At 70.2% G+C, this 20592-nt stretch carries 20 protein-coding genes; 9 read left to right on the plus strand and 11 right to left on the minus strand.

What is annotated here, in order from left to right:
* Positions 1–104: 104 nt before the first annotated feature.
* The 5 genes from EP757_RS06445 to EP757_RS06465 all read right to left on the minus strand — a co-directional run bounded on the left by EP757_RS06445 (position 105) and on the right by EP757_RS06465 (position 5677).
* The gene (locus EP757_RS06445) at positions 105–1760 is read right to left on the minus strand and encodes a S1C family serine protease (protein ID WP_127543283.1); all 1656 of its coding nucleotides are present in this window, start codon (positions 1758–1760) and stop codon (positions 105–107) included.
* A gap of 39 nt (positions 1761–1799) precedes the next feature.
* Complete coding sequence (locus EP757_RS06450) at positions 1800–3371, minus strand: cell wall metabolism sensor histidine kinase WalK (RefSeq protein WP_127543284.1); 1572 nt, start codon at positions 3369–3371, stop codon at positions 1800–1802.
* 10 nt (positions 3372–3381) lie between these two features.
* Entirely contained in the window at positions 3382–4095 is a 714-nt protein-coding gene (locus tag EP757_RS06455) for a response regulator transcription factor (RefSeq protein ID WP_127543285.1), read from the minus strand.
* Between the two features lie 65 nt (positions 4096–4160).
* A complete protein-coding gene (locus EP757_RS06460) occupies positions 4161–4922 on the minus strand; it encodes a lysophospholipid acyltransferase family protein (RefSeq protein WP_127543286.1) in 762 nt (253 codons plus the stop codon).
* A complete protein-coding gene (locus EP757_RS06465; RefSeq protein WP_127543287.1) occupies positions 4919–5677 on the minus strand; it encodes a GNAT family N-acetyltransferase in 759 nt (252 codons plus the stop codon). The genes EP757_RS06460 and EP757_RS06465 overlap by 4 nt, the downstream gene beginning before the upstream one ends.
* A 93-nt stretch (positions 5678–5770) precedes the next feature.
* Here EP757_RS06465 and EP757_RS06470 point away from each other — a divergent pair, with 93 nt between their 5' ends.
* From EP757_RS06470 to EP757_RS06485, 5 genes are all read left to right on the plus strand, one after another.
* A complete protein-coding gene (locus EP757_RS06470) occupies positions 5771–6409 on the plus strand; it encodes a hypothetical protein (protein ID WP_127543288.1) in 639 nt (212 codons plus the stop codon).
* A gap of 138 nt (positions 6410–6547) precedes the next feature.
* Positions 6548–10297 carry a multifunctional oxoglutarate decarboxylase/oxoglutarate dehydrogenase thiamine pyrophosphate-binding subunit/dihydrolipoyllysine-residue succinyltransferase subunit gene (locus tag EP757_RS06475; RefSeq protein WP_370457777.1) on the plus strand — a complete coding sequence of 1250 codons (3750 nt, stop codon included), beginning with the start codon at positions 6548–6550 and terminating at the stop codon, positions 10295–10297.
* A gap of 61 nt (positions 10298–10358) precedes the next feature.
* The gene (locus EP757_RS43205) at positions 10359–10535 is read left to right on the plus strand and encodes a DUF6104 family protein (RefSeq protein WP_170153761.1); all 177 of its coding nucleotides are present in this window, start codon (positions 10359–10361) and stop codon (positions 10533–10535) included.
* A gap of 44 nt (positions 10536–10579) precedes the next feature.
* Positions 10580–12655: a phosphate acetyltransferase gene (pta, locus tag EP757_RS06480; protein ID WP_174262346.1), complete on the plus strand. Its 2076-nt coding sequence runs from the start codon at positions 10580–10582 to the stop codon at positions 12653–12655.
* Entirely contained in the window at positions 12652–13776 is a 1125-nt protein-coding gene (locus EP757_RS06485; RefSeq protein WP_127543290.1) for an acetate/propionate family kinase, read from the plus strand. The genes pta and EP757_RS06485 overlap by 4 nt, the downstream gene beginning before the upstream one ends.
* Here the strand turns inward: EP757_RS06485 and EP757_RS43210 are convergent.
* The 4 genes from EP757_RS43210 to EP757_RS06500 all read right to left on the minus strand — a co-directional run bounded on the left by EP757_RS43210 (position 13765) and on the right by EP757_RS06500 (position 16682).
* Positions 13765–13926, minus strand: a complete 162-nt coding sequence (locus EP757_RS43210; RefSeq protein WP_174262347.1) for a hypothetical protein — start codon at positions 13924–13926, stop codon at positions 13765–13767. The genes EP757_RS06485 and EP757_RS43210 overlap by 12 nt on opposite strands.
* A 49-nt stretch (positions 13927–13975) precedes the next feature.
* Positions 13976–14926, minus strand: a complete 951-nt coding sequence (locus tag EP757_RS06490; RefSeq protein WP_127543291.1) for a zinc-binding dehydrogenase — start codon at positions 14924–14926, stop codon at positions 13976–13978.
* 70 nt (positions 14927–14996) lie between these two features.
* Positions 14997–16157: an NADP-dependent malic enzyme gene (locus EP757_RS06495; protein WP_127554111.1), complete on the minus strand. Its 1161-nt coding sequence runs from the start codon at positions 16155–16157 to the stop codon at positions 14997–14999.
* 216 nt (positions 16158–16373) lie between these two features.
* Complete coding sequence (locus EP757_RS06500) at positions 16374–16682, minus strand: S26 family signal peptidase (RefSeq protein WP_255435452.1); 309 nt, start codon at positions 16680–16682, stop codon at positions 16374–16376.
* A gap of 86 nt (positions 16683–16768) precedes the next feature.
* On the opposite strand from EP757_RS06500, the gene sodN reads away from it, so the two are divergent.
* Entirely contained in the window at positions 16769–17173 is a 405-nt protein-coding gene (sodN, locus tag EP757_RS06505) for a superoxide dismutase, Ni (RefSeq protein ID WP_127543292.1), read from the plus strand.
* A 100-nt stretch (positions 17174–17273) separates the two neighbouring features.
* Positions 17274–17681 (plus strand): ATP-binding protein, encoded by a 408-nt coding sequence (locus tag EP757_RS06510; protein ID WP_174262348.1) that lies wholly within the window; start codon positions 17274–17276, stop codon positions 17679–17681.
* A 103-nt stretch (positions 17682–17784) separates the two neighbouring features.
* Here the strand turns inward: EP757_RS06510 and EP757_RS06515 are convergent, their stop codons facing one another.
* Positions 17785–18477 carry a FadR/GntR family transcriptional regulator gene (locus EP757_RS06515; protein WP_127543293.1) on the minus strand — a complete coding sequence of 231 codons (693 nt, stop codon included), beginning with the start codon at positions 18475–18477 and terminating at the stop codon, positions 17785–17787.
* Positions 18478–18515: 38 nt separating this feature from the next.
* On the minus strand, positions 18516–18911 hold the full coding sequence (locus EP757_RS06520) for a hypothetical protein (protein ID WP_232050394.1): 396 nt from the start codon (positions 18909–18911) through the stop codon (positions 18516–18518).
* A 52-nt stretch (positions 18912–18963) separates the two neighbouring features.
* Here EP757_RS06520 and EP757_RS06525 point away from each other — a divergent pair, with 52 nt between their 5' ends.
* Positions 18964–19914, plus strand: coding sequence for a diacylglycerol kinase family protein (locus EP757_RS06525; protein WP_127543294.1), 951 nt, complete (start codon positions 18964–18966; stop codon positions 19912–19914).
* A 410-nt stretch (positions 19915–20324) separates the two neighbouring features.
* The gene (locus tag EP757_RS06530; protein ID WP_093619131.1) at positions 20325–20579 is read left to right on the plus strand and encodes a WhiB family transcriptional regulator; all 255 of its coding nucleotides are present in this window, start codon (positions 20325–20327) and stop codon (positions 20577–20579) included.
* Positions 20580–20592 lie beyond the last annotated feature (13 nt).

The raw sequence follows: 20592 nt of genomic DNA on the forward strand, positions 1-20592 counted from the left end.
CCCGTTGGTCGTGAAGGTCCTGAATCGCGGCATAGATAGGAATACGGCGGGTGACGCGCCCACCCCCGGGTCACGTCACCCGCCGTAGCGGGAAAGTAGTGCTCTTACTGCGCTTCCTGCAGGGTCACCGTGACGGTCTTCTCGCTGCCGTTGCGGGTGAAGGTGATCGACATCTTCTGGCCGACGCTGCCGGCCTGGACCGCCGCGACCAGGTCGTCGGACTCGTCGATCGCCTTGCCGTCGACCTTCGTCACCACGTCGCCCTGCTGCAGGCCGGCCTTCGCGGCGGCGCTGTTCTGGGTGACGGTGCTGATCAGGGCGCCGCCGTTCTCGCCGTTGGCGACGCTGACGCCGAGGGCCGGGTGGCTGACCTTCTTGCCGGCCATCAGCTGGTTGACCACCGAGACCGCCTTGTTGCTCGGGATCGCGAAGCCGAGGCCGATGTTGCCGGAGCTGGAACCCGAGGTGGCGATCGCCGAGTTGATGCCGATGACCTCGCCGTTCGTGTTGACCAGCGCGCCGCCCGAGTTACCCGGGTTGATCGGGGCGTCGGTCTGCAGCAGGCCGGTCATCGTCTGGGTGCCCGACGACTGCTGCTGTTGCTGGCTGCCGCCGAACGGGTCCTGCGGGGTCTCCTGCTCCTCCTCGCCGCCGGACTGGATGGTGCGGTCCTTCGCGCTGATGATGCCGGCGGTGACCGAGCCCTCCAGGCCGAGCGGGCTGCCGAGGGCCAGGACGGTGTCGCCCACCTGGCTCTGCGAGCTGTCGCCGAACTTCGCGGCCTTCAGACCCGAGACGCCGGACGCCTTCACCACTGCCAGGTCGGTGCGCTCGTCGGTGCCGACGATCGTGGCGGTCGCCTTGGTTCCGTCCGCGAAGATGATGTTCACGGTGTCGCCCTGCGCGGTCGAGACCACGTGGTTGTTCGTCACGATGTAGCCGTCGGCGCTGACCACCACGCCGGAACCCTCACCGGAGCCGGTGGTGATCGAGACGACGCTGTCCTGGACCGCCGCGGCGATCTCGGCGAGCGACGAGCGGTCGACCACGCGGGTGACCGACGAGTTGCTGGTCTGCGCGCTCTGCGGGGTGCTGCCGCCGTCGAGGGCCAGAGCAGTCGCGGCACCGACCCCGCCCGCACCGAGCGCGATCAGCACGGCGGCCGCGCCGGCCAGGAGGATCTTGCGACCGCGGCCGGACCGCGGCGGCTGCTGCTCGCCGCCGGCCCAGGCCGGGATGACGCCCTCGGCGGTCTGCGTGCCGCCGGGCTGCCACGCCGACGCGTAGGCGGCCTGCTGCGAGTAGTCCTGGTAGCCGGCCTGCTGGTAGGGCGTGTAACCGTGCGGCGCCTGTGCCTGGTAACCCTGGTAGGGGTGGGCGTAACCCGGAGCGTAGGGCTGCCCGGTCGACGGCTGGGCCGAGGTCGGTTGAGCGGCCGGGTCCTGAGCCTGCTGAGCCTGCGCCTGCTGGGCCTGCGCCTGCTGGGCCTGGGGCTGCTGAGCCTGAGCCTGCTGCCACGGTGAGGCGGCCCACGGGCTCTGCTGCGGCTGGGCCGGCGGGAAGGTGGGCTGCTGGGGCTGCGCGGGCTGAGCCGCCTGAGGAGCCCAGGCCGCCTGCTCGGCGGCTGGAGTGTGTGGTGCCGCGGACTGGGGAGCAACAGGTGCCTGGGCGGCAGTCGGCTGCTCAGACTCCACCCGCGCCGCACTGCTGTCTCCAGCGGCGGCGTCCGCGGGCCGCGGGTCGGTCTCGTTCTCGTTCATGCGCTTAACTCTGCCCCGTCGTACTCGTACCGAACTGTGTTACTCCTGGACGTTTTCTGTGAAGCTTTTATCCGGATTTATGGTGGGCAAAGTCACGCGGAAGGTCGCGCCCTTGCCCTCCTCGGACAGAACCTCGACAGAACCTTGGTGCGCCCTGACGATCGCCGCAACGATGGCGAGGCCCAGACCGGTGCCGGTCGCCTCCCGATCGGTGTTGCGCGTGCGAGCCCCGTCCGCCCGGTAGAACCGCTCGAAGACGCGTTCGCGTTGCTCCGGGTTGAGGCCCGGCCCGGTGTCCGACACCTCGACCACCGCGGTGCCGCCCTCGCCGGCGTGCAGCCGCAGCGTCACGGTGGCGTCCGGGGGCGTGTGCACCAGGGCGTTGGTCATCAGGTTGCCGATCACCTGGCGGAGACGGCCGTCATCCCCGTACGCCACCAGGCGCTCGGGATCGTCGCGCACCTCGAGATCGATCTGCCGGTCGGGCGCCATCGCCTCGGCCGCGTCCAGCGCGTCGAGCGCGAGCACCGGCAGTTCCACCGGGGCGAGGGTCAGGGGTCGTTCCCGGTCGAGCCGGGCCAGCAGCAGCAGGTCCTCGACGAGCAGCCCCATCCGGGCCGCCTCGTCCTCGATCCGGCGGACCAGCCGGGCCACCTGCTCCGGGTCGGAGACCGCGCCCTGCCGGTAGAGCTCGGCGAAGCCGCGGATCGTGGTGAGCGGGGTCCGCAGCTCGTGCGACGCGTCGGCCACGAACTGCCGCATCTTGCCCTCCGACTCCACCGCCCGGGCCTCGGAGCGCTGCGCCGCGTCGGCCGCCTCGCGCGCCGACTGCTCGGCCGCGCGCGCCGCGTGCTCGGACTGGGCGCGGGCCAGGAACGCCGCCTCGATCTGGGCGAGCATCGCGTTCAGCGCGCGGGAGAGGCGGCCCAGCTCGGTGGTGGGCTCGCCGTCGTTCTCCTCCGGGTCCGGGACGCGGCGGGTCAGGTCGCCGGCGCCGATCGCGGCGGCGGTCCGCTCGATCTGCACCAGCGGGATCAGCGTCTGCCGGACCAGCGCCGCGCCGATCGCCGCGAGCGCCACCAGCACCGCGCCGCCGACCAGGAAGTCCACCCAGACCAGCCAGGCGATCACCGCGTCCACCCCGGACATCCGCTGGCCCACGTAGAGCGCCGAGTCGTTCGCCGTGCGCACCACGAGCATCCGCCAGGTTACGGTGCCGTCGACCGAGCGGACCGTGTACGGCGTGCCGTCATGCTTGGTGATCTCGTCGACACCGGTGAGGAACCGGGGCAGCTGACCGGGAGTGAGGTCGCCGCCGACGTCGACCTTGCCGACCGCGCTCACCGACAGCTGCGCGGTCACGTAGTCGGACGGCAGCACGACCCGGGTGAAGTAGCCCTCCTTGATCCGGGCCAGCGCGAACCGCTTCAGCTGATCGTCCATCCGGCTGATCAGATAGGTGTTCAGCGCGTAGGTGCTGGTCGCGCTGATCAGCGTCAGCGCCGCGAAGACCAGCACCAGCACCGACGCGACCAGCTTGGTGCGCAGCGAGATCCGGCGCAGGTTGGGGTGCAGCGGGATCGAGCCGCGAACCCGCTCGGCGAGTTTCATGAACCTCCGCCTACACAGCGGGCTTGCGGAGCACGTAGCCCACGCCGCGCAGCGTATGGATCAGCCGCGGCTGGACGTTGTCGACCTTGCGCCGGAGGTAGGAGATGTAGGACTCGACGATGTTGTCGTCGCCGCGGAAATCGTACTTCCACACGTGGTCGAGGATCTGCGCCTTGGAGAGCACCCGGTTGGCGTTGAGCATCAGGTAGCGCAGGAGCTTGAACTCGGTCGGTGAGAGCTGCACCCGGCTGCCCGCGCGGTAGACCTCGTGCGTCTCCTCGTCGAGCTCCAGGTCGGCGAAGACCAGCCGGGACGGCTGCTCCTCGCCCGCCGTGGTGCGGCGCAGCACCGCCCGGATGCGGGCGGTGAGCTCCTCCAGGCTGAACGGCTTCGTCACGTAGTCGTCGCCGCCGAGCGTGAGGCCGCGGATCTTGTCGTCGGTGCCGTCGCGGGCGGTCAGGAAGACCACCGGGGTGCGCTGCCCGCCCTCGCGCATCAGCCGGATCACCTCGAACCCGTCGAGGTCGGGGAGCATGACGTCGAGCACGACGAGATCGGGCGCGGAGTTGCGCGCGGCGCTGACGGCCGCGCTGCCACTGGTCGCGGTGGTCACGTCGAACCCGGCGAAGCGGAGGCTGGCGGAGAGCAGCTCGAGGATGTTCGCATCGTCCTCGACGACGAGCAGTTTCGCCTCGCTCTGCTTGGGCTGGGTCTGAGTGGCCATGGCGACCATTGTTTCCCGGTCCGCTGCAGCGCGGCTGCACAGTTGCTGAAAATTATCTGTGAGCGCTAAGCCGCCAGGCGATAACTCCCTCCGCCGAGGCTCGACTGCGCGGCCCGGGCCAGCGCCCGGCGGCCCGCTCCGGTCTCCGGGCGCAGCACCGGCGCGGCGACCAGGGTCACGGTGAGCCGGCGGACGCGAGCCACCCGGACCACCGAGTCCCAGAGGGTGTCCTCGCCGACGAAGCACGCCTCGGCCGAGTCGTAGCTGATCGAGATCGGGGCGACCGGCGCTCCCGCGTCGATGGCCGCCTGGAAGAGCGCCGGCCGGAACGGTCCCCGTTCGGCGCCGCAGTACGTCGTACCCTCCGGGAAGACCGCGACCGAACGCCCGCCGCGCAGCGCGGCAGCCACCTCGCCCACCGTCCCCGGCAGCGTCTTCGGCCTGGTCCGATCGATGAAGATCGCGCCGCTGCGACCGGCCGTCGCCCCGATCGCCGGCCAGCCCGCCACGTCGTGCTTCGCCACCAGGCGCACCGGCATGACCGCGTGCAGCGCGACGATGTCCAGCCAGGAGACGTGGTTGGCGACCAGCAGGCTCCCCGGGCGCGGCGCCGGGCCCTTCCAGACCAGGCGGATCCCCAGGACCGCGAGCATGGCGCGGGGCAGGGCAAGCAGCGCGCCGCCACGCAGGAGGGCCGCGGGCAGCAGACCCATCAGGAGTACGCCGATGAGCCCCGCGACGCGCAGCGCCGTCAGGACGGGACCGGACTGCCGCCCGTCACCCGGGCGGCAGCCGTCACCACACCCGGAGGCCGGCTGCCAGTTCATCGGGTCGCGCCGAGGAAGTGCCGGCGGTACCGCGGGTCCAGCCGGTCCATGGAGAAGAGCACGTAGAAGTCGGCGCAGTCGAAGTCGGCGTCGTAGGCCGGCTCGCCGCACACCCAGCTGCCGAGTCGCAGATATCCCTTGAGCAGCGCCGGGACCGCCACCTTCGGGTCTTTGGTGACGCCCTCGGCCGGGGTCCACGGACGGCGCGGGCGGACCCGCAGCGCCGGCGGGGAGAGGTGCTTCGCGTTGATCCGCTCGCGGACGCCGGCCGCCGTGACGCCGCCGTCGGCCAGCGGCACCGAGGCGCAGCCGCCCAGCCAGCGCAGGTTGTTGAGGTGCAGGTACCGGGCGATGCCGGCCCACATGAGGTTGACCACGGCGCCGGAGCGGTGGTCCGGGTGCACGCACGACCGGCCGATCTCGACCAGGTGGTCTCGCAGCGGGCGCAGCGCGCTCAGGTCGAACTCGCCGTCGGCGTACCGGCGGCCGGCCAGCTCGGCGGCGCGCGGCGGGAGCATCCGGTAGGTGCCCACCACCGCGCCGGTGGAGTCGTCCCGCACGATCAGGTGATCGCAGTACGGGTCGAACTCGTCGGCGTCGAGTCCGCCGCCACCGGGGACGGTGGCGCCGAGCTCTCCGGCGAAGACGTCGTGGCGCAGTCGCTGCGCGGCCTCGACGAGGCTCGCGTCGTCCGCGATGAGGAGCGTGTAGCCGCTGGTCCCGGTGGGTGCGGCGGCCGTCATCAGAACTGCCATGCCATCTGTGTAAGGGTGACAACTGCCGATGGCGTGTCGGATCAGGTGGCGCTGCGTGGCCGGTTGATGAACGACGTGTGCGATCGTCGGTGGATGCTGATCCCGGCTCGATACAACGGCCCTCCCGGAACCGGCAACGGCGGCTGGTGCGCCGGCGTCTTCGCGCAGGCCTCGGGTCTGCGCCCGGCGGAGGTGACGCTGCGGATCCCGCCGCCGCTCGGCGTTTCCCTCTCCCTGCGAGACCAGGCGATCTGGGACGGCTCGACGCTGGTCGCCTCGCTGGGCGTGGGGGTGGCCGGCAGCGGCGTGCCACCGGTCTCCCGGGCCGAGGCGGTGGACGCCGCACGGTCCTATCCCGGTTTCACGGATCACCCCTTTCCCACCTGCTTCGTCTGCGGACCCGATCACCCGGACGGTCTGCGGATCTTCCCGGGCGTGCTGCCGGACGGCCGGACCGCGGCCCCGTGGACGGTTCCGGACGAGGTGTCCGAGCCGACGATGTGGGCGGCCCTGGACTGCCCGGGCGGGTGGGCGGCGATCGCCACCGGGCGGGCCTTCGTACTGGGAAGGATCACCGCGTCGATCGAGGCGCTGCCGTCGCCGGGCGACGAATGCGTGGTGGTCGGAGCGGCATCGGAGATCGCCGGACGCAAGGCGTCGGTGGACTCGGCCGTCTACGGACCGGGGGGAGATCGGCTCGCGGTGGCACGGGCCACCTGGATCGCGGTTTGACGCTGCTCACATCTCGCCGCGACGTGCAACCGGACAAGGCAGTTGGTCACAGAGTGGACGTCCGGGCGGAGGGCGCTCACACACGGCGTAGCCTTGACGGGGAATCCTACCCGTCTGGCGTGACGGAGCGGTCACGTGATGACAAACACGGTGAAAGAGGCGAACGCGGCAGTGTCGACGCAGCAGACTTCGCAGGACAATCCGCTCGCGGACTTCGGTCCCAACGAGTGGATCGTCGATGAGATGTACCAGCGATACCTGGCCGACCCGACCAGTGTCGACCCTGCCTGGCACGACTTCTTCGCCGACTACAAGCCGGCGATGGCATCGGGCTCGATCGCGACGCCGGACGAGGCCAAGGCGGCCACCGCGACGGCTTCCGCAGCCAAAGCCGGTACGGACGCGCCGGCCGCGGCCACGGTCGCCCCGCCCAAGCCGGTGACCCCGCCCCCGCCGGCCGCCGAGGCCAAGCCGAAGCCCGCCCCGGTGGAGAAGACCGCGCCCAAGCCGTCGCCGAACGGCACCGCGCCGGCCGAGGCGAAGACCACCCCGCTGCGCGGCGTCGCCTCCAAGATCGTGCAGAACATGTCGGCCTCGCTGGAGGTCCCGACCGCGACGTCGGTGCGCGCCGTCCCGGCCAAGCTGATGGTCGACAACCGCATCGTCATCAACAACCACCTCTCCCGCGGCCGTGGTGGCAAGGTCAGCTTCACCCACCTGATCGGCTGGGCGCTGATCCGCGCGACGGTGCAGCACCCGGAGATGAACAACTCCTTCGCCGAGATCGACGGCAAGCCCAACCTGGTGCAGCCGGCGCACATCAACCTCGGCATCGCGATCGACCTCGCCAAGAAGGACGGAACCCGCACGCTCGTGGTGCCGTCCATCAAGAACTGCGAGACCCTCGACTTCCGTGGCTTCTGGCAGGCCTACGAGGACGTCGTCCGGCGGGCCCGCCGCAACGAGCTGACCATGGACGACTACGCCGGCACCACGATCTCGCTGACCAACCCCGGCGGCATCGGCACCGTCCACTCCATCCCCCGCCTGATGAACGGGCAGAGCGCCATCATCGGCGTCGGCGCCATGGAGTACCCCGCTCCGTACGCCGGGATGAGCGACGAGATGCTGACCGAGCTGGGCGTGAGCAAGGTCACCACGCTCACCAGCACCTACGACCACCGGGTCATCCAGGGCGCGCAGTCCGGCGAGTTCCTCAAGGTCATGCACGAGCTGCTGCTCGGCAACCACGGCTTCTACGACGAGATCTTCACCTCGCTGCGGATTCCGTACGAGCCGGTCCGCTGGGTGCGCGACGTGGCCCGCACCTCCGAGGGCCAGATCGACAAGGCGGCCCGGGTCGTCGAGCTGATCCACGCCTACCGCGTGCGCGGTCACCTGATGGCCGACACCGACCCGCTCGAGTTCACCATCCGCAAGCACCCCGACCTCGACGTCCTGCAGCACGGCTTGACCCTGTGGGACCTGGACCGGACCTTCCCGGTCGGCGGGTTCGCGGGCAAGCAGAAGATGAAGCTGCGCGACGTCCTCGGCGTGCTGCGGGACAGCTACTGCCGCCGCGTCGGCATCGAGTACATGCACATCCAGGACCCCGAGGAGCGCCGCTGGGTCCAGGAGCGCATCGAGGTCAAGTACACGAAGCCGGACACCGACGAGCAGAAGCACATCCTGCACCGGCTCAACGCGGCCGAGGCGTTCGAGACCTTCCTGCAGACCAAGTTCGTCGGCCAGAAGCGGTTCTCGCTGGAGGGCGGCGAGTCGCTGATCCCGCTGCTCGACGCGGTGCTGCAGTCGTCGGCCGAGGCAGGTCTCGACGAGATGGTGATCGGCATGGCCCACCGCGGCCGGCTGAACGTGCTCACCAACATCGTCGGCAAGCCGTACGAGAAGATCTTCAACGAGTTCGAGGGTCAGATGGACCCGAAGTCGGCCCACGGCTCCGGTGACGTCAAGTACCACCTCGGCCAGACCGGGAAGTACACGACGCCCGACGGCGAGAACTCGACGACCGTCAGCGTGGTGGCGAACCCGTCGCACCTGGAGGCGGTCGACCCGGTCCTCGAGGGCATCGTCCGCGCCAAGCAGGACCGCCTCGACCTGGGCCTGCACGGCTACACGGTCCTCCCGGTGCTGGTGCACGGCGACGCCGCGTTCGCCGGCCAGGGCGTGGTCGCCGAGACGCTCAACCTCTCCCAGCTGCGTGGTTACCGGACCGGTGGCACGGTGCACGTCATCGTGAACAACCAGGTCGGCTTCACCACCGCCCCGGAGTACAGCCGCTCCTCGATGTACTCGACCGACGTGGCCCGGATGATCCAGGCCCCGATCTTCCACGTGAACGGCGACGACCCCGAGGCCGTCGTCCGGGTCGCGAAGCTCGCCTTCGAGTACCGCCAGACGTTCAACAAGGACGTCGTGATCGACATGATCTGCTACCGCCGCCGCGGTCACAACGAGGGCGACGACCCGTCGATGACCAACCCGCGGATGTACCAGATCATCGACAAGAAGCGCAGCGTGCGGAAGGCGTACACCGAGGAGCTCATCGGCCGCGGCGACATCACCGTCCAGGAGGCGGAGGAGCAGCTGCGCGACTACCAGGGCCGCCTCGAGGACGTCTTCAAGGCCACCCGGGACTCCGCCGGCACCCCGCCCCGCCCGCGCATCATCGCGGAGGAGGGCGAGCCCGCGGTGGAGACCGCTGTCGAGACGAGCGTGGTGCACGCGGTCGGCCAGGCGCACATCGAGCTGCCCGAGGGCTTCACCCCGCACAAGCGGGTGCAGCAGCTCCTCGACCGGCGCGCCAAGATGTCCACCGACGGCGGCATCGACTGGGGCTTCGGTGAGCTGATCGCGTTCGGCTCGCTGCTCAACCAGGGCGTCACGGTCCGGCTGGCCGGTCAGGACTCCCGCCGCGGCACGTTCACCTCGCGGCACGCCGCGATCGTCGACGCGAAGACCGGCAAGGACTTCCTGCCGATCTCCACGCTGACCACCGGCAACGCCCGGTTCTTCGTCCACGACTCGCTGCTCAGCGAGTACGCCGCGATGGGCTTCGAGTACGGCTACTCGGTGGAGAACCCGGACGCTCTGGTCCTCTGGGAGGCCCAGTTCGGCGACTTCGTCAACGGCGCCCAGTCGATCGTGGACGAGTTCCTCTCCTCCGGCGAGGTGAAGTGGGGCCAGCAGTCGTCGCTGGTGCTGCTGCTCCCGCACGGCATGGAGGGCCAGGGCCCGGACCACTCGTCCGGCCGCCCGGAGCGGTTCCTGCAGCTCTGCGCGCAGGACAACATGCGGGTGGCGAACCCGACCACCCCGGCGAACTACTTCCACCTGCTGCGCCGCCAGGCCCTGAGCAGCAAGCGCAAGCCGCTGGTGGTCTTCTCGCCGAAGTCGCTGCTCCGGCACAAGCTGGCGGTCTCCGCGGTGAGCGACTTCACCGAGGGCACCTTCCAGCCGGTGCTCGCCGACGCCGGCGTCAACGGCACGCAGCTCGACGCCTCGGCGGTGAAGCGGGTCCTGCTCTGCTCCGGCAAGGTCTACTACGACCTGTTCCAGGCCCGGGCCGAGAGGGGCATCACCGACACGGCGATCATCCGGATGGAGCAGATCTACCCGCTGCCCGTCGAGGAGCTGAAGGCGCTGCTCTCGCAGTACCCGAACGCCGAGGACTTCGCCTGGGTCCAGGAGGAGCCGGCCAACCAGGGCGCTTGGTCGTTCGTGGCGCTCAACCTGCTCGAGCACCTGGAGGGCGTCCGCCTGCGGCGGATCTCCCGCCCGGCCGCCGCCGCCCCGGCGGTCGGTTCGGCCAAGATGCACGACGCCGAGCAGGCCGCGCTGATCGAGGCGTCGCTGCCGCGCACGTGACGCGATGACGAAAAGCGGGGCCCCTCCGGATTTCCGGAGGGGCCCCGCTTACTATCCGCTCATGTACTTCACCGATCGTGGCATCGAGGAGCTCGTCCAGCGCCGTGGCGAGGAGACCGTGACCCTGGAGTGGATCGGCGAGCAGCTGCGCACGTTCGTCGACATGAACCCGGAGTTCGAGACGCCGATCGAGCGCTTCGCCACCTGGCTGGCCCGGGACGACGAGGACGACGAGTAAAGACGGGACCTTCGACCCGGCCGGGGGGTGATCCGGCCGGTAGGTTGAATCTCGTGGCACGCAGCGTTTATGTCGCGGGTTCAGGCCCCGGCGTCGGTAAAGGAACCGTGGCGCTCGGCATCGTCGAGCTGCTGTCCCGTCGAGTGGCGCAGGTGGCGGTCTTCCGTCCGCTGGTCGCCGGCAACGACCGGGACCCCCTGCTCGCGGTCCTCCGCGAGCGCTATCCGGGCCCGGTGGCGTACGAGGATTCGTTCGGCGTCACCCACGCCGAGGCGACGGCGCTCGTCGCCGACGGCCGCCGCGAGGAGCTGATCGGCCGGATCGTCGAGCGCTACCGCGAGGTCGAGCGGCGCAGCGCTGCCGTCGTGGTGATCGGCAGCGACTTCACCGACAAGCCCGAGGAGGGCCGCGGGGAGCTCCCCCGCGAACTGGCCTTCAACGCCCGCCTGGCGACCGAGTTCGGCAGCGTCGTGATCCCGGTGGTCAGCGGCGAGAACCGGACCCCTGAGTCGCTCGCCGCGGCGGCCCGCAGCGCCTATCACTCGCTGGTCGATCTCGGCGCGACGGTTCTGGCCGTGATCGCCAACCGGGTGCCCTTCGACCTCTCCGCCGACGCAGGCCTCCCGGTCCCGTTCTGGGCGATGCCGGAGGTCGCCGCGATCGCCGCGCCGACGGTGGGCGAGGTCGCCGCGGCACTGGACGCCACGGTCTTCGCCGGCACACCCGGCGCCCTGGACCGGGACGTGCTCGACTACGTCGTCGGCGCGGCCCAGGTCCCGACCGTGCTGGAGCACCTGACCGAGGGCGCTCTGCTGATCACCCCGGGCGACCGGGCCGACCTGCTCCTGGCCGCGAGCGCCGCGCACGCCGCCGGAACCGCCACGCTGGCCGGCCTGGTCCTGACGCTCGGCGAGCCGCCGGACCCGCGCGCCGTCGAGGTGATCGAGCGGCTCAACACCGGCCTCGCCATCCTGATCTCCAAGGCGGACAGCTACCACACGATCGCGGCGGCCGGCCGGATCAAGGCGGAGCTGAGCACCCCGCGCAAGGTGGAGGCGGCCCTCGGCGTCTTCGAGAAGGCGGTGGACACCGACGAGCTGGCCCGGATGCTCGACGTGGCCCGGTCCAGCCGGGTGACCCCGCTCATGTTCGAGAACGACCTGATCGACCGGGCTCGCGCCGACCGCCGTCACCTGGTGCTGCCGGAGGGTACCGAGGAGCGGATCCTGCGGGCCACCGAGACGCTGCTGCGGCGCGACGTCGCCGACCTGACCCTGCTCGGCGACCCGGCCGAGATCACCCGGCGGGCCCGGGAGATCGGCGTGGAGATCGGCGGCGCCCGGCTGGTCGACCCGGCGTCGAGCCGGTGGCGGGAGGACTTCGCGGCCCGGTATTCGGAACTGCGCAGGCACCGCGGCGTCACGATGGATCTGGCGTACGACGTGGTCCGCGACGTGAACTACTTCGGCACCCTGATGGTGGCCGCAGGTCTCGCCGACGGCATGGTCTCCGGCGCCAACCACACGACGGCGGCCACGATCCGGCCCGCCTTCGAGATCATCAAGACGGTTCCGGGGCTCACCGTGGCGTCCAGTGTGTTCTTCATGCTGCTCGCCGACCGGGTGCTGGTCTACGGCGACTGTGCGGTCAACCCCGACCCGGACGCGGCCCAGCTCGCCGACATCGCGCTCTCCTCGGCGCAGACGGCCGCCGCGTTCGGCATCGAGCCGCGGGTCGCGATGCTCTCCTACTCCACCGGCAGCTCGGGGTCGGGCGCCGATGTGGACAAGGTCGCGGCGGCCACCGCGATCGTCCGGGAACGGCGACCGGACCTGCCGGTCGAGGGCCCGATCCAGTACGACGCGGCGATCGACCCGGCCGTCGCCGCCGCGAAACTGCCCGGCAGCGCGGTGGCCGGCAAGGCCACGGTCTTCGTGTTCCCCGACCTCAACACCGGGAACAACACCTACAAGGCGGTCCAGCGGTCGGCGAACGCGGTGGCGGTCGGACCGGTCATGCAGGGCCTGCGTGCGCCGGTCAACGACCTGTCCCGCGGCGCCACGGTCAAGGACATCGTCAACACGGTCGCCATCACGGCCATCCAGGCGGGAGCGAAATGACCCGGGTACTCGTCCTCAACTCCGGCTCCTCCTCGGTGCGGTACCGCCTCTTCGACGGCGCCGAGGTGCTCACCAAGGGGCTGATCCAGCGGATCGGCGAGTCCGGCGGCGACGCTGCCGACCACGACGAGGCGCTGCGGATCCTGATGGAGAAGGTCGACCTGACCGGGCTGGCCGCGGTCGGCCACCGGGTGGTGCACGGCGGCGAGCGGTTCACCGCGTCCACCGTGGTGACCGACGAGGTGCTGGCCGCGATCGAAGAGCTCATCCCGCTCGCTCCGCTGCACAACCCGGGCGCGCTGACCGGCCTGAAGGTGGCCCGCAAGCTGCTCCCGGACGTCCCGCAGGTCGCGGTCTTCGACACGGCGTTCCACGCCACGATCCCGCCCGAGGGCGCGCTCTGGGCGATCGACCGCGAGCTGGCCGGGCGGTGGGGCCTGCGGCGGTACGGGTTCCACGGCACCTCGCACGCGTACGTGTCCCGGGAGACGGCCCGGGTGATCGGCAAGCCGGTCGGCGAGGCCGACGTGATCACGCTGCACCTCGGCAACGGCGCGAGCGCCACGGCGGTACGCGGTGGCCGCAGCGTGGCGACGTCGATGGGGATGACCCCGCTGCCCGGTCTCGTGATGGGCACCCGGTCGGGTGACATCGACCCGAGCCTGATCTTCCACCTGCACCGGGTGGCCGGGCTCTCCGTCGAGGAGATCGAGGACGTGCTGACCCGGCGGTCCGGGATGCTCGGCCTGTCCGGAGCCGGCGACCTGCGCGAGGTCCTGGAGCGCCGGGCGGCCGGTGACGCGGACGCCGCCCTCGCGTTCGACGTCTACTGCCGGCGGATCCGCGAGTACGTCGGCTCCTACCTGGCGGTGCTCGGCCGGGTGGACGCCATCACGTTCACGGCCGGCGTCGGCGAGAACGCGCCGCTGGTCCGGGAACACGCGCTGGCCGGGCTGGAGGCGCTCGGCATCGCGGTGGACCCGGACCGCAACGCTCGCAACGAGCTGATCATCTCGCCGGAGGGCTCACCGGTCACGGTGTGCGTGGTGCCGACCGAGGAGGAGCTGGAGATCGCCTCGGAGGCTCGGCGAGCGGTGGGCTCGGAGGGCTCAGAGGGCTAGGAAGGCGACCAGGGCGATGAGGGCGACGACGACCACGCCGCCGCCGATCAGGAGCGGGAGCTTGGACGTCACCGCTTCCTCCGGCCCGGTCCGGGTGAACGCCCGGAACGCCTCGGTGTTGCCGCTGGGGTCGACGCTGTTGTCAGACATGCGCCGACCCTAGCGAAACCGGTCAAGAATGCCCAAAAAGGCCACCTGATCAGGCGAGATGATAGATTACCACCTTGCCGAAGACCTCGCCGGAATCCAGCCGCTCGAACGCCGGCCGCAGATCGCCGAACCCGAACGTCGTGTCGATCACGGGCCGGACCGTCCCGGCGTCGACCAGGCCCAGCAGGGCGGCCAGTTCCTCGGGCGTGCCCATGCTGCTGCCCAGGATCTCCAGCTGCATCGCGAAGACCCGGCGCAGATCCACCTCGGTCCGGTGGCCGGCGGTCGCGCCGCACACCACGATCCGGGCGCCCGGCGCCGCGCACTTCATCGAGTGGGCGAAGGTGGGCTCGCCGACCGACTCGATCACCACGTCGACGCGTTCCGGCAGGCGGCCGCCGGGCTCGACGGGTGTGGCGCCGAGCGCCGCGATCCGCTCCCGCTTGGATTCGTCGCGACTGGTCGCGTACACCCTCTTGCCCAGCGCCACGCCGAGCGCGACCGCCGCCGTGGCGACGCCGCCGCCGGCCCCTTGCACCAGCACCGACGAGGCCTCCGCGGCGCGGCCGCGGGTCACCAGCATGTGGTACGCCGTCAGCCACGCCGTCGGCAGGCAGGCCGCCTCCGCGAAGGAGACGCCGGCCGGCTTCGGCACGAGGTTCTCCCGTGGGGCGGCGATCCGCTCGGCGATCGTGCCCGGGTGGCGCTCGGAGAAGAGTGAGTAGCCCCGCGGGTCAGCCTTGTCCTCGACCACCGGGAAGACGACGACCTCGTTGCCGTCCGGGTCGACGCCCGCCGCGTCACAGCCCAGGATCATCGGGAGCCGGTCGGGCGGCAGGCCGACGCCGCGCAGCGACCAGAGATCGTGGTGATTCAGCGACGAGGCACGGACATCGACCAGCACCCAGCCGTCGGGGACGGTGGGTTCGGGCTGGTCGCCGACGTCGAGAGCGCGAAGAGGCCGGTCCGGGTCCTGGCTGAAGGCATAAGCAGCTCGCATCCCGTGACCTTAACGGTCGATAAGACAGCCGCGCCGCCCTCGACGAGAGAGCGGCGCGGCTGGGAGGACCTCAGACGCTCTGCGGGATCTCGGCGGCCGGCGAGGGAACGGCCGTCCGGCGCGCCACACCGTCCTCGATGGCCGCTGCCGCGACGGCGGCCGCGACCGCCGGGGCGACCCGCGGGTCCAGCGGGGACGGCACGATCGCCTCGGGGCGCAGGTCGTCGGCGACGATCGCCGCGATCGCGTCGGCCGCCGCGACCTTCATCCGGTCGGTGATCGTGGTGGCCCGGACGTCGAGCGTGCCGCGGAAGATGCCGGGGAACGCCAGAACGTTGTTGATCTGGTTCGGGAAGTCGCTGCGCCCGGTCGCGACGATCGCCGCGTACTGGTGGGCGACGGTCGGGTGGACCTCCGGCGTCGGGTTCGCCAGCGCGAAGATGATCGCGCCGGGCGCCATGCCGGCCAGCGCCGACTCCTCGATCGCGCCACCGGAGACGCCGATCAGCACGTCGGCTCCGATCAGGGCCTCGGTGATCCCGCCGGTCCGCCCGGAGATGTTCGTGGTGGCGGCGAGGTGCTCCTTGACCGGGCCCAGGCTCGGCCGGTCCGCGTGGATGATGCCGCGCGAGTCGCAGACGATCACGTTGGCGCCCTCGACGCCCGCGGCGATCAGCGTGTTCGTGATCGCGACCCCGGCCGCGCCGGCGCCGCTGATGACCACGCGCAGGTCGGCGAAGTCCCGCCCGAGCAGCTTGGCGGCGTTGCGCAGCGCGGCGAGCGTGACCACGGCGGTGCCGTGCTGGTCGTCGTGGAAGACCGGGATGTCGAGCTCGGCGTCGAGGCGGCGCTCGATCTCGAAGCAGCGCGGCGCGCTGATGTCCTCCAGGTTGATCCCGCCGAACGACGGCGCCATCGCCTTGACCGCGGCGATGATGCCCTCGACGTCCTGCGTGTCGAGGCAGATCGGGATCGAGTCGACCCCGCCGAACTGCTTGAACAGGACCGACTTGCCCTCCATGACCGGCATGGCGGCCTTGGGACCGATGTTGCCGAGGCCCAGGACGGCCGAACCGTCGGTGACCACGGCGACAGTGTTGGCGGTCCAGGTGTAGTCGGAGTACAGCGACTCGTCCTCGGCGATGGCCTCGCAGACCCGGGCCACACCCGGCGTGTAGGCGAGGGAGAGATCGTCCCGGCTGGCCAGCGGGACGGTCGCGCTCATCGTCATCTTGCCCTGGCGGTGCAGGTCGAAGACCGGATCGGCGGCAAGGGCAGGATCGAGCTCGAAACTGAAGAAAGACACGGTGAACTCCACACGGCATCGTCATTGACACGTTGGCACCTGACCACTGCTGGTCGCGAGTATGCGCCAGAGGGAGGTGCGATGCGGGGATCACCCGGTAAAGCGGCCGCAGCGCGAGTGTGCGCTGGGGATCAGAAAACCTTAGCTCAAACGCCCTGGCCTGGGCCAGTACCGATATGTCACACGTCCCAGCGTGTCGCCGACGCCGTACGCCCGCGAGTCGTCGGTGACGAACTCGTTGTCGCCCTCGAGCCACCAGCCGCCGTCCTGCTCACGGATCGCACGCTTGACCACGAGCAGGCCGGGCCGGGATCGGAAGCTGGCCACCACGACGTCTCCGGGCCGGATCCGGGCACCACGGCGAACCACCAGGGCGTCGCCGGAGCGCAACGTCGGAACCATGGACGGGCCCTGAACGAGCACCACGAACAGTGGTAATTGCCATCTCAAGGCATCAAGCCTCCGTCGCGTTACCCCATGGGTGTAAGGGGTAGGGTCAATGCTGGATCATCGCAAATCTCTATGGAGGAGTCCTGATGCGACTTCCGCGTTTCCTCACGCCGCGTACCGTGGTCAGCGCGCACTGCGACCTGCCGTGCGGCGTCTACGACCCGGCTCAGGCCCGGATCGAGGCCGAGTCGATCAAGGCCATCGCCGAGAAGTACCAGGCGAACACCGACCCGGAGTTCCGCACCCGGGCCATCCTGATCAAGGAGCAGCGCGCCGAGCTGGTCAAGCACCACCTCTGGGTGCTCTGGACCGACTACTTCAAGGCGCCGCACTTCGAGAAGTACCCGAACCTGCACCAGCTCTTCAACGAGGCCACCAAGCTGGCCGGCGCCTCCGGCGCCAAGGGCTCGGTCGACCCCGCCGTCGCCGAGCAGCTTCTCGGCAAGATCGAGGAGATCTCCAAGATCTTCTGGGAGACCAAGCAGGCCTGAGGCCGTTCGAGGCCCGGCAGTCGGTGACACCGGCCGCCGGGCCTCGCCCTCACCCAGCGTGAGCGGCTAGAGTCTCCTCCATCGGGAGGAGGGGTCCACGGTGGTTCAGCTGATCCAGACAGAGCCGGATGTCGGCGACGACGTCGTACTACTGACCGTCCCCGCCGACGGTGGATACCTCGGCGTCCTCCGCACGGCCACCGCCGGGCTCGCGGCCCGGCTGCATTTCGCCCTCGACGAGATCGAGGACCTGCGCATCGCCGTCGACGAGGCCTGCGCCATGCTCCTGGCGATCGCCACCCGCGGCGCCGAGCTGGAGTGCCGCTTCGCGGTCACCGACGACGCCCTGACCGTCGAGGTCACGGTCTCGACGGTGCGCGGCGCGCGGCTGCCCTCCGAGTCGTCGTTCGCGTGGAAGGTACTGACCGCCCTCACGACCTCCGCCGAGGCCGAGGCGACCGGCAAGCACGCCACGATCCGCCTGCTCACCCGGCGCACCGAGTTCTGACCCGCCCGACGGGCGCTCCAAGATCCGGCGCTGACACTCCAAGATCCGGCGCTGACACTCCAAGATCTGGGGCTGGCGCTCCAAGATCTTGCGCCGGGGAAGTTCAGCGCACCGCCTCGGCGATGAAGTCGAGGTGCTCGATCGCGACCCGGGTCGCCGCCTCCGCATCCCGCGCGACCAGGCAATCCAGCAGATTCCGGTGATCGGCGTCGATGCGCGGCCAATAGCCCTCGGGCAGCACGCCGATCACCTCCTCGCCGTAGGAGGCCTGGTAGAGCGGCGTGCCCACGAGCTCGAAGAGCGGATTGCCGGTGGCCTTGGACATCGCCTTGTGGAACGCCGCGTGCGCCACCATCATCGTGTCGAAGTCGTCGAGGACGGGATCGAAGAGCGCCCCGCGCAACTCCGCCAGATGAAAGTCGGTACGCCGGACCGCGGCCAGGCCGGCGGCCGGAACCTCGAGGGCGCGCCGCAACTCCAGCAGATCGGCGAGGCCGACGTTCGCGGAGTGGGTGAGCAGCGCGAACCCGGTGGAGAGCCCGTCCGCGAGCTGCTCGGCGTCGGGATGAGCCACGAAACTTCCGCCGGTCACGCCCCGCGTCGTCACGATCAGGTGCTGGCTGGCGAGCAGCCGCAGCGCCTCACGCACCGTGCTCCGGCTGACGCCGATCTTGACGCAGAGTTCTGGTTCCGGTGGCAGTCGCTCACCGGGCTGCAAGCGCCCCGATGTGATGTCAGCACGCAGGTCGTCGGCGAGCTGCTGATATGCGGGCGGGCGCACCGTTGAGCCGGTCACCCATCCAGGGTAGGCCCTGATCGGCTTCCGGAGACCCGCTAATCGACGCCGAGGGCTCGACTGCTCGGCGGAACCAGGATCAGCGCCGCGGTCAGCGCACCGATCGCCAGCATTCCCACTCCCTGCCAGATCATGCCGATCTGGATCAGGAAACCACCGGTCGCCAGCAGGAAGAGCTGCACGACCACCGCCGGTCCGCGTGCCCGCACCGCCCGGCGCCCGAGAGCACGTGCCACCAGGAAGACGGCGGCCGCGGCCAGGGCGGCCATCACGGTGAGCGAGGCGGCGATCGCCACGTCGATCTCACCGCTGGTCAGATCGAGGACCAGGAGGTACGTCGTGAGCACCGCGAGCGCGACCGCCTCCAGGTAGAGGAGCCGAACCCCCCATTCGAGGGTCACCGCTCTGTCCGTCACGGGCTTCTCACTGGTCACTCCTGCACCATACCGACAGCCCGGAGGCGTTCCGCCAGGTACAGTGCCGCCCATGCGAGCGTTGCTGGTGGTCAACCCCCGGGCGACGACGACCAGTGAGCGCAGCCGCGATGTCCTGGTCCGGGCGTTGCGCAGCGCGGTGGACCTGACGGTGAGTTACACGGAGCGGCGTGGCCACGCCACGAAGCTGGCCCGGGACGCGGCCGAGCGCGGCACCGACCTGGTCGTCACGCTGGGCGGCGACGGCACCGTGAACGAGGCGGTCAACGGGCTGCTCACCGCGTCGACGGCGCTCGGCGAGCTGCCCGGCCCGCTCGCGAACCGGCTCCCCGCCCTGGCCGTGGTCCCCGGCGGGTCCACGAATGTCTTCGCCCGCGCGCTCGGCATGCCACGCGACTGGGTGGACGGCGCCGGCGTGATAATCGACGGGATCCGCGACGGGCGCCATCGGGTGATCAATCTCGGACGAGCGGACGATCGCTACTTCACCTTCACGGCCGGTCTCGGCTGGGACGCCGCGACGATCCGTGGCGTGGAACAGGCCCGGCTCCGCGGCCGCACGTCGACGCCGGCCCTCTACTTCCGCACGATGAGCGGCCAGTTCTTCACCGGGATGGACCGCAAGGATCCGCCGATGTCGCTGGATCGGCCGGGCGAGGAGACCGAGTCCGGGCTGGCCACCGTGGTCGTGCAGAACACCGCGCCGTGGACGTACGTCGGCGATCGCGCCATCGACCCGAACCCCGGCGCCTCGTTCGATCTGGGCCTCGACGTGATGGCCCTGCGCAGGCTCGGCATCGCCGGCACGGCCCGGACCGTGACACAACTCGCGTGGCGATCCGGTGATCTACGAGGTAAACAAGTATTACGGCTGCATGACATCGCCGAGTTCACCGTGGTGGCGTCCCGACCCCAGGCATTCCAGCTGGACGGCGACTACCTCGGCGAGCGACAGAAAGTGCACTTCGTGTCCGTCCCCTCAGCTCTGCGTGTGATCTGCTGACATCGGGGTACGTGAACCCGGTAGGTGCTCACGATCCGTTACAGAAACACGGTCAAAAGGTCGGCGAAGTGGGCAGGACCGTACTACATTGATGGGAGCGTCCGTCAACCGGCTCGCGTGTGGGTGTCGGAACCGGACATAAGGGTGCGTGAGCCAGCTCACCCGCGGGGAGAAACTTCCAGCGCTACCCTTGACATCGCGAGAGTTCGTGAAAGCATTCACAAGCGATAAGAAGTAACCGGTTGCTGGTTGTGCGCGTTCCTAATCCAGAAGCGCAGAACGGCTACCAAACACAAAAGCTTGCTGACGCAGTGGTGATCCTATGGGTACAACCCGTTGCCACCACAGCGCATGCATATAGGTAAACAGCACTGTTTTCATTACCCCATCCGAACAAGGAGTTTGCCGCCATGGACTGGCGTCACGATGCGATCTGCCGCGACGAGGACCCTGAGCTGTTCTTCCCGATCGGGACGTCCGGCCCGGCGCTCCTGCAGGTCGAGCAGGCCAAGGCCGTGTGCCGGCGGTGCCCGGTGACCGAGGAATGCCTCTCGTGGGCACTCGAGTCAGGTCAGGACGCCGGCGTCTGGGGCGGGATGAGCGAAGATGAACGGCGCGCTGTGAAGCGTCGTGGCGGCCTCCGGGTCGGCGCTCCTACCGCCTGATTCAATCCCCCAC

It is taken from the genome of Actinoplanes sp. OR16 (assembly GCF_004001265.1).
Classification (GTDB): Bacteria; Actinomycetota; Actinomycetes; order Mycobacteriales; family Micromonosporaceae; genus Actinoplanes.

What these genes read in the sequence shown, in the direction of transcription:
- EP757_RS06445 (WP_127543283.1), bottom strand. Translation starts at nt 1,760, where the DNA reads ATGAACGAGAACGAGACCGACCCGCGGCCCGCGGACGCCGCCGCTGGA.
- EP757_RS06450 (WP_127543284.1), bottom strand. Translation starts at nt 3,371, where the DNA reads ATGAAACTCGCCGAGCGGGTTCGCGGCTCGATCCCGCTGCACCCCAAC.
- EP757_RS06455 (WP_127543285.1), bottom strand. Translation starts at nt 4,095, where the DNA reads ATGGCCACTCAGACCCAGCCCAAGCAGAGCGAGGCGAAACTGCTCGTC.
- EP757_RS06460 (WP_127543286.1), bottom strand. Translation starts at nt 4,922, where the DNA reads ATGAACTGGCAGCCGGCCTCCGGGTGTGGTGACGGCTGCCGCCCGGGT.
- EP757_RS06465 (WP_127543287.1), bottom strand. Translation starts at nt 5,677, where the DNA reads ATGGCAGTTCTGATGACGGCCGCCGCACCCACCGGGACCAGCGGCTAC.
- EP757_RS06470 (WP_127543288.1), top strand. Translation starts at nt 5,771, where the DNA reads ATGCTGATCCCGGCTCGATACAACGGCCCTCCCGGAACCGGCAACGGC.
- EP757_RS06475 (WP_370457777.1), top strand. Translation starts at nt 6,548, where the DNA reads ATGACAAACACGGTGAAAGAGGCGAACGCGGCAGTGTCGACGCAGCAG.
- EP757_RS43205 (WP_170153761.1), top strand. Translation starts at nt 10,359, where the DNA reads ATGTACTTCACCGATCGTGGCATCGAGGAGCTCGTCCAGCGCCGTGGC.
- EP757_RS06485 (WP_127543290.1), top strand. Translation starts at nt 12,652, where the DNA reads ATGACCCGGGTACTCGTCCTCAACTCCGGCTCCTCCTCGGTGCGGTAC.
- EP757_RS43210 (WP_174262347.1), bottom strand. Translation starts at nt 13,926, where the DNA reads ATGTCTGACAACAGCGTCGACCCCAGCGGCAACACCGAGGCGTTCCGG.
- EP757_RS06490 (WP_127543291.1), bottom strand. Translation starts at nt 14,926, where the DNA reads ATGCGAGCTGCTTATGCCTTCAGCCAGGACCCGGACCGGCCTCTTCGC.
- EP757_RS06495 (WP_127554111.1), bottom strand. Translation starts at nt 16,157, where the DNA reads ATGACGATGAGCGCGACCGTCCCGCTGGCCAGCCGGGACGATCTCTCC.
- sodN (WP_127543292.1), top strand. Translation starts at nt 16,769, where the DNA reads ATGCGACTTCCGCGTTTCCTCACGCCGCGTACCGTGGTCAGCGCGCAC.
- EP757_RS06525 (WP_127543294.1), top strand. Translation starts at nt 18,964, where the DNA reads ATGCGAGCGTTGCTGGTGGTCAACCCCCGGGCGACGACGACCAGTGAG.
- EP757_RS06530 (WP_093619131.1), top strand. Translation starts at nt 20,325, where the DNA reads ATGGACTGGCGTCACGATGCGATCTGCCGCGACGAGGACCCTGAGCTG.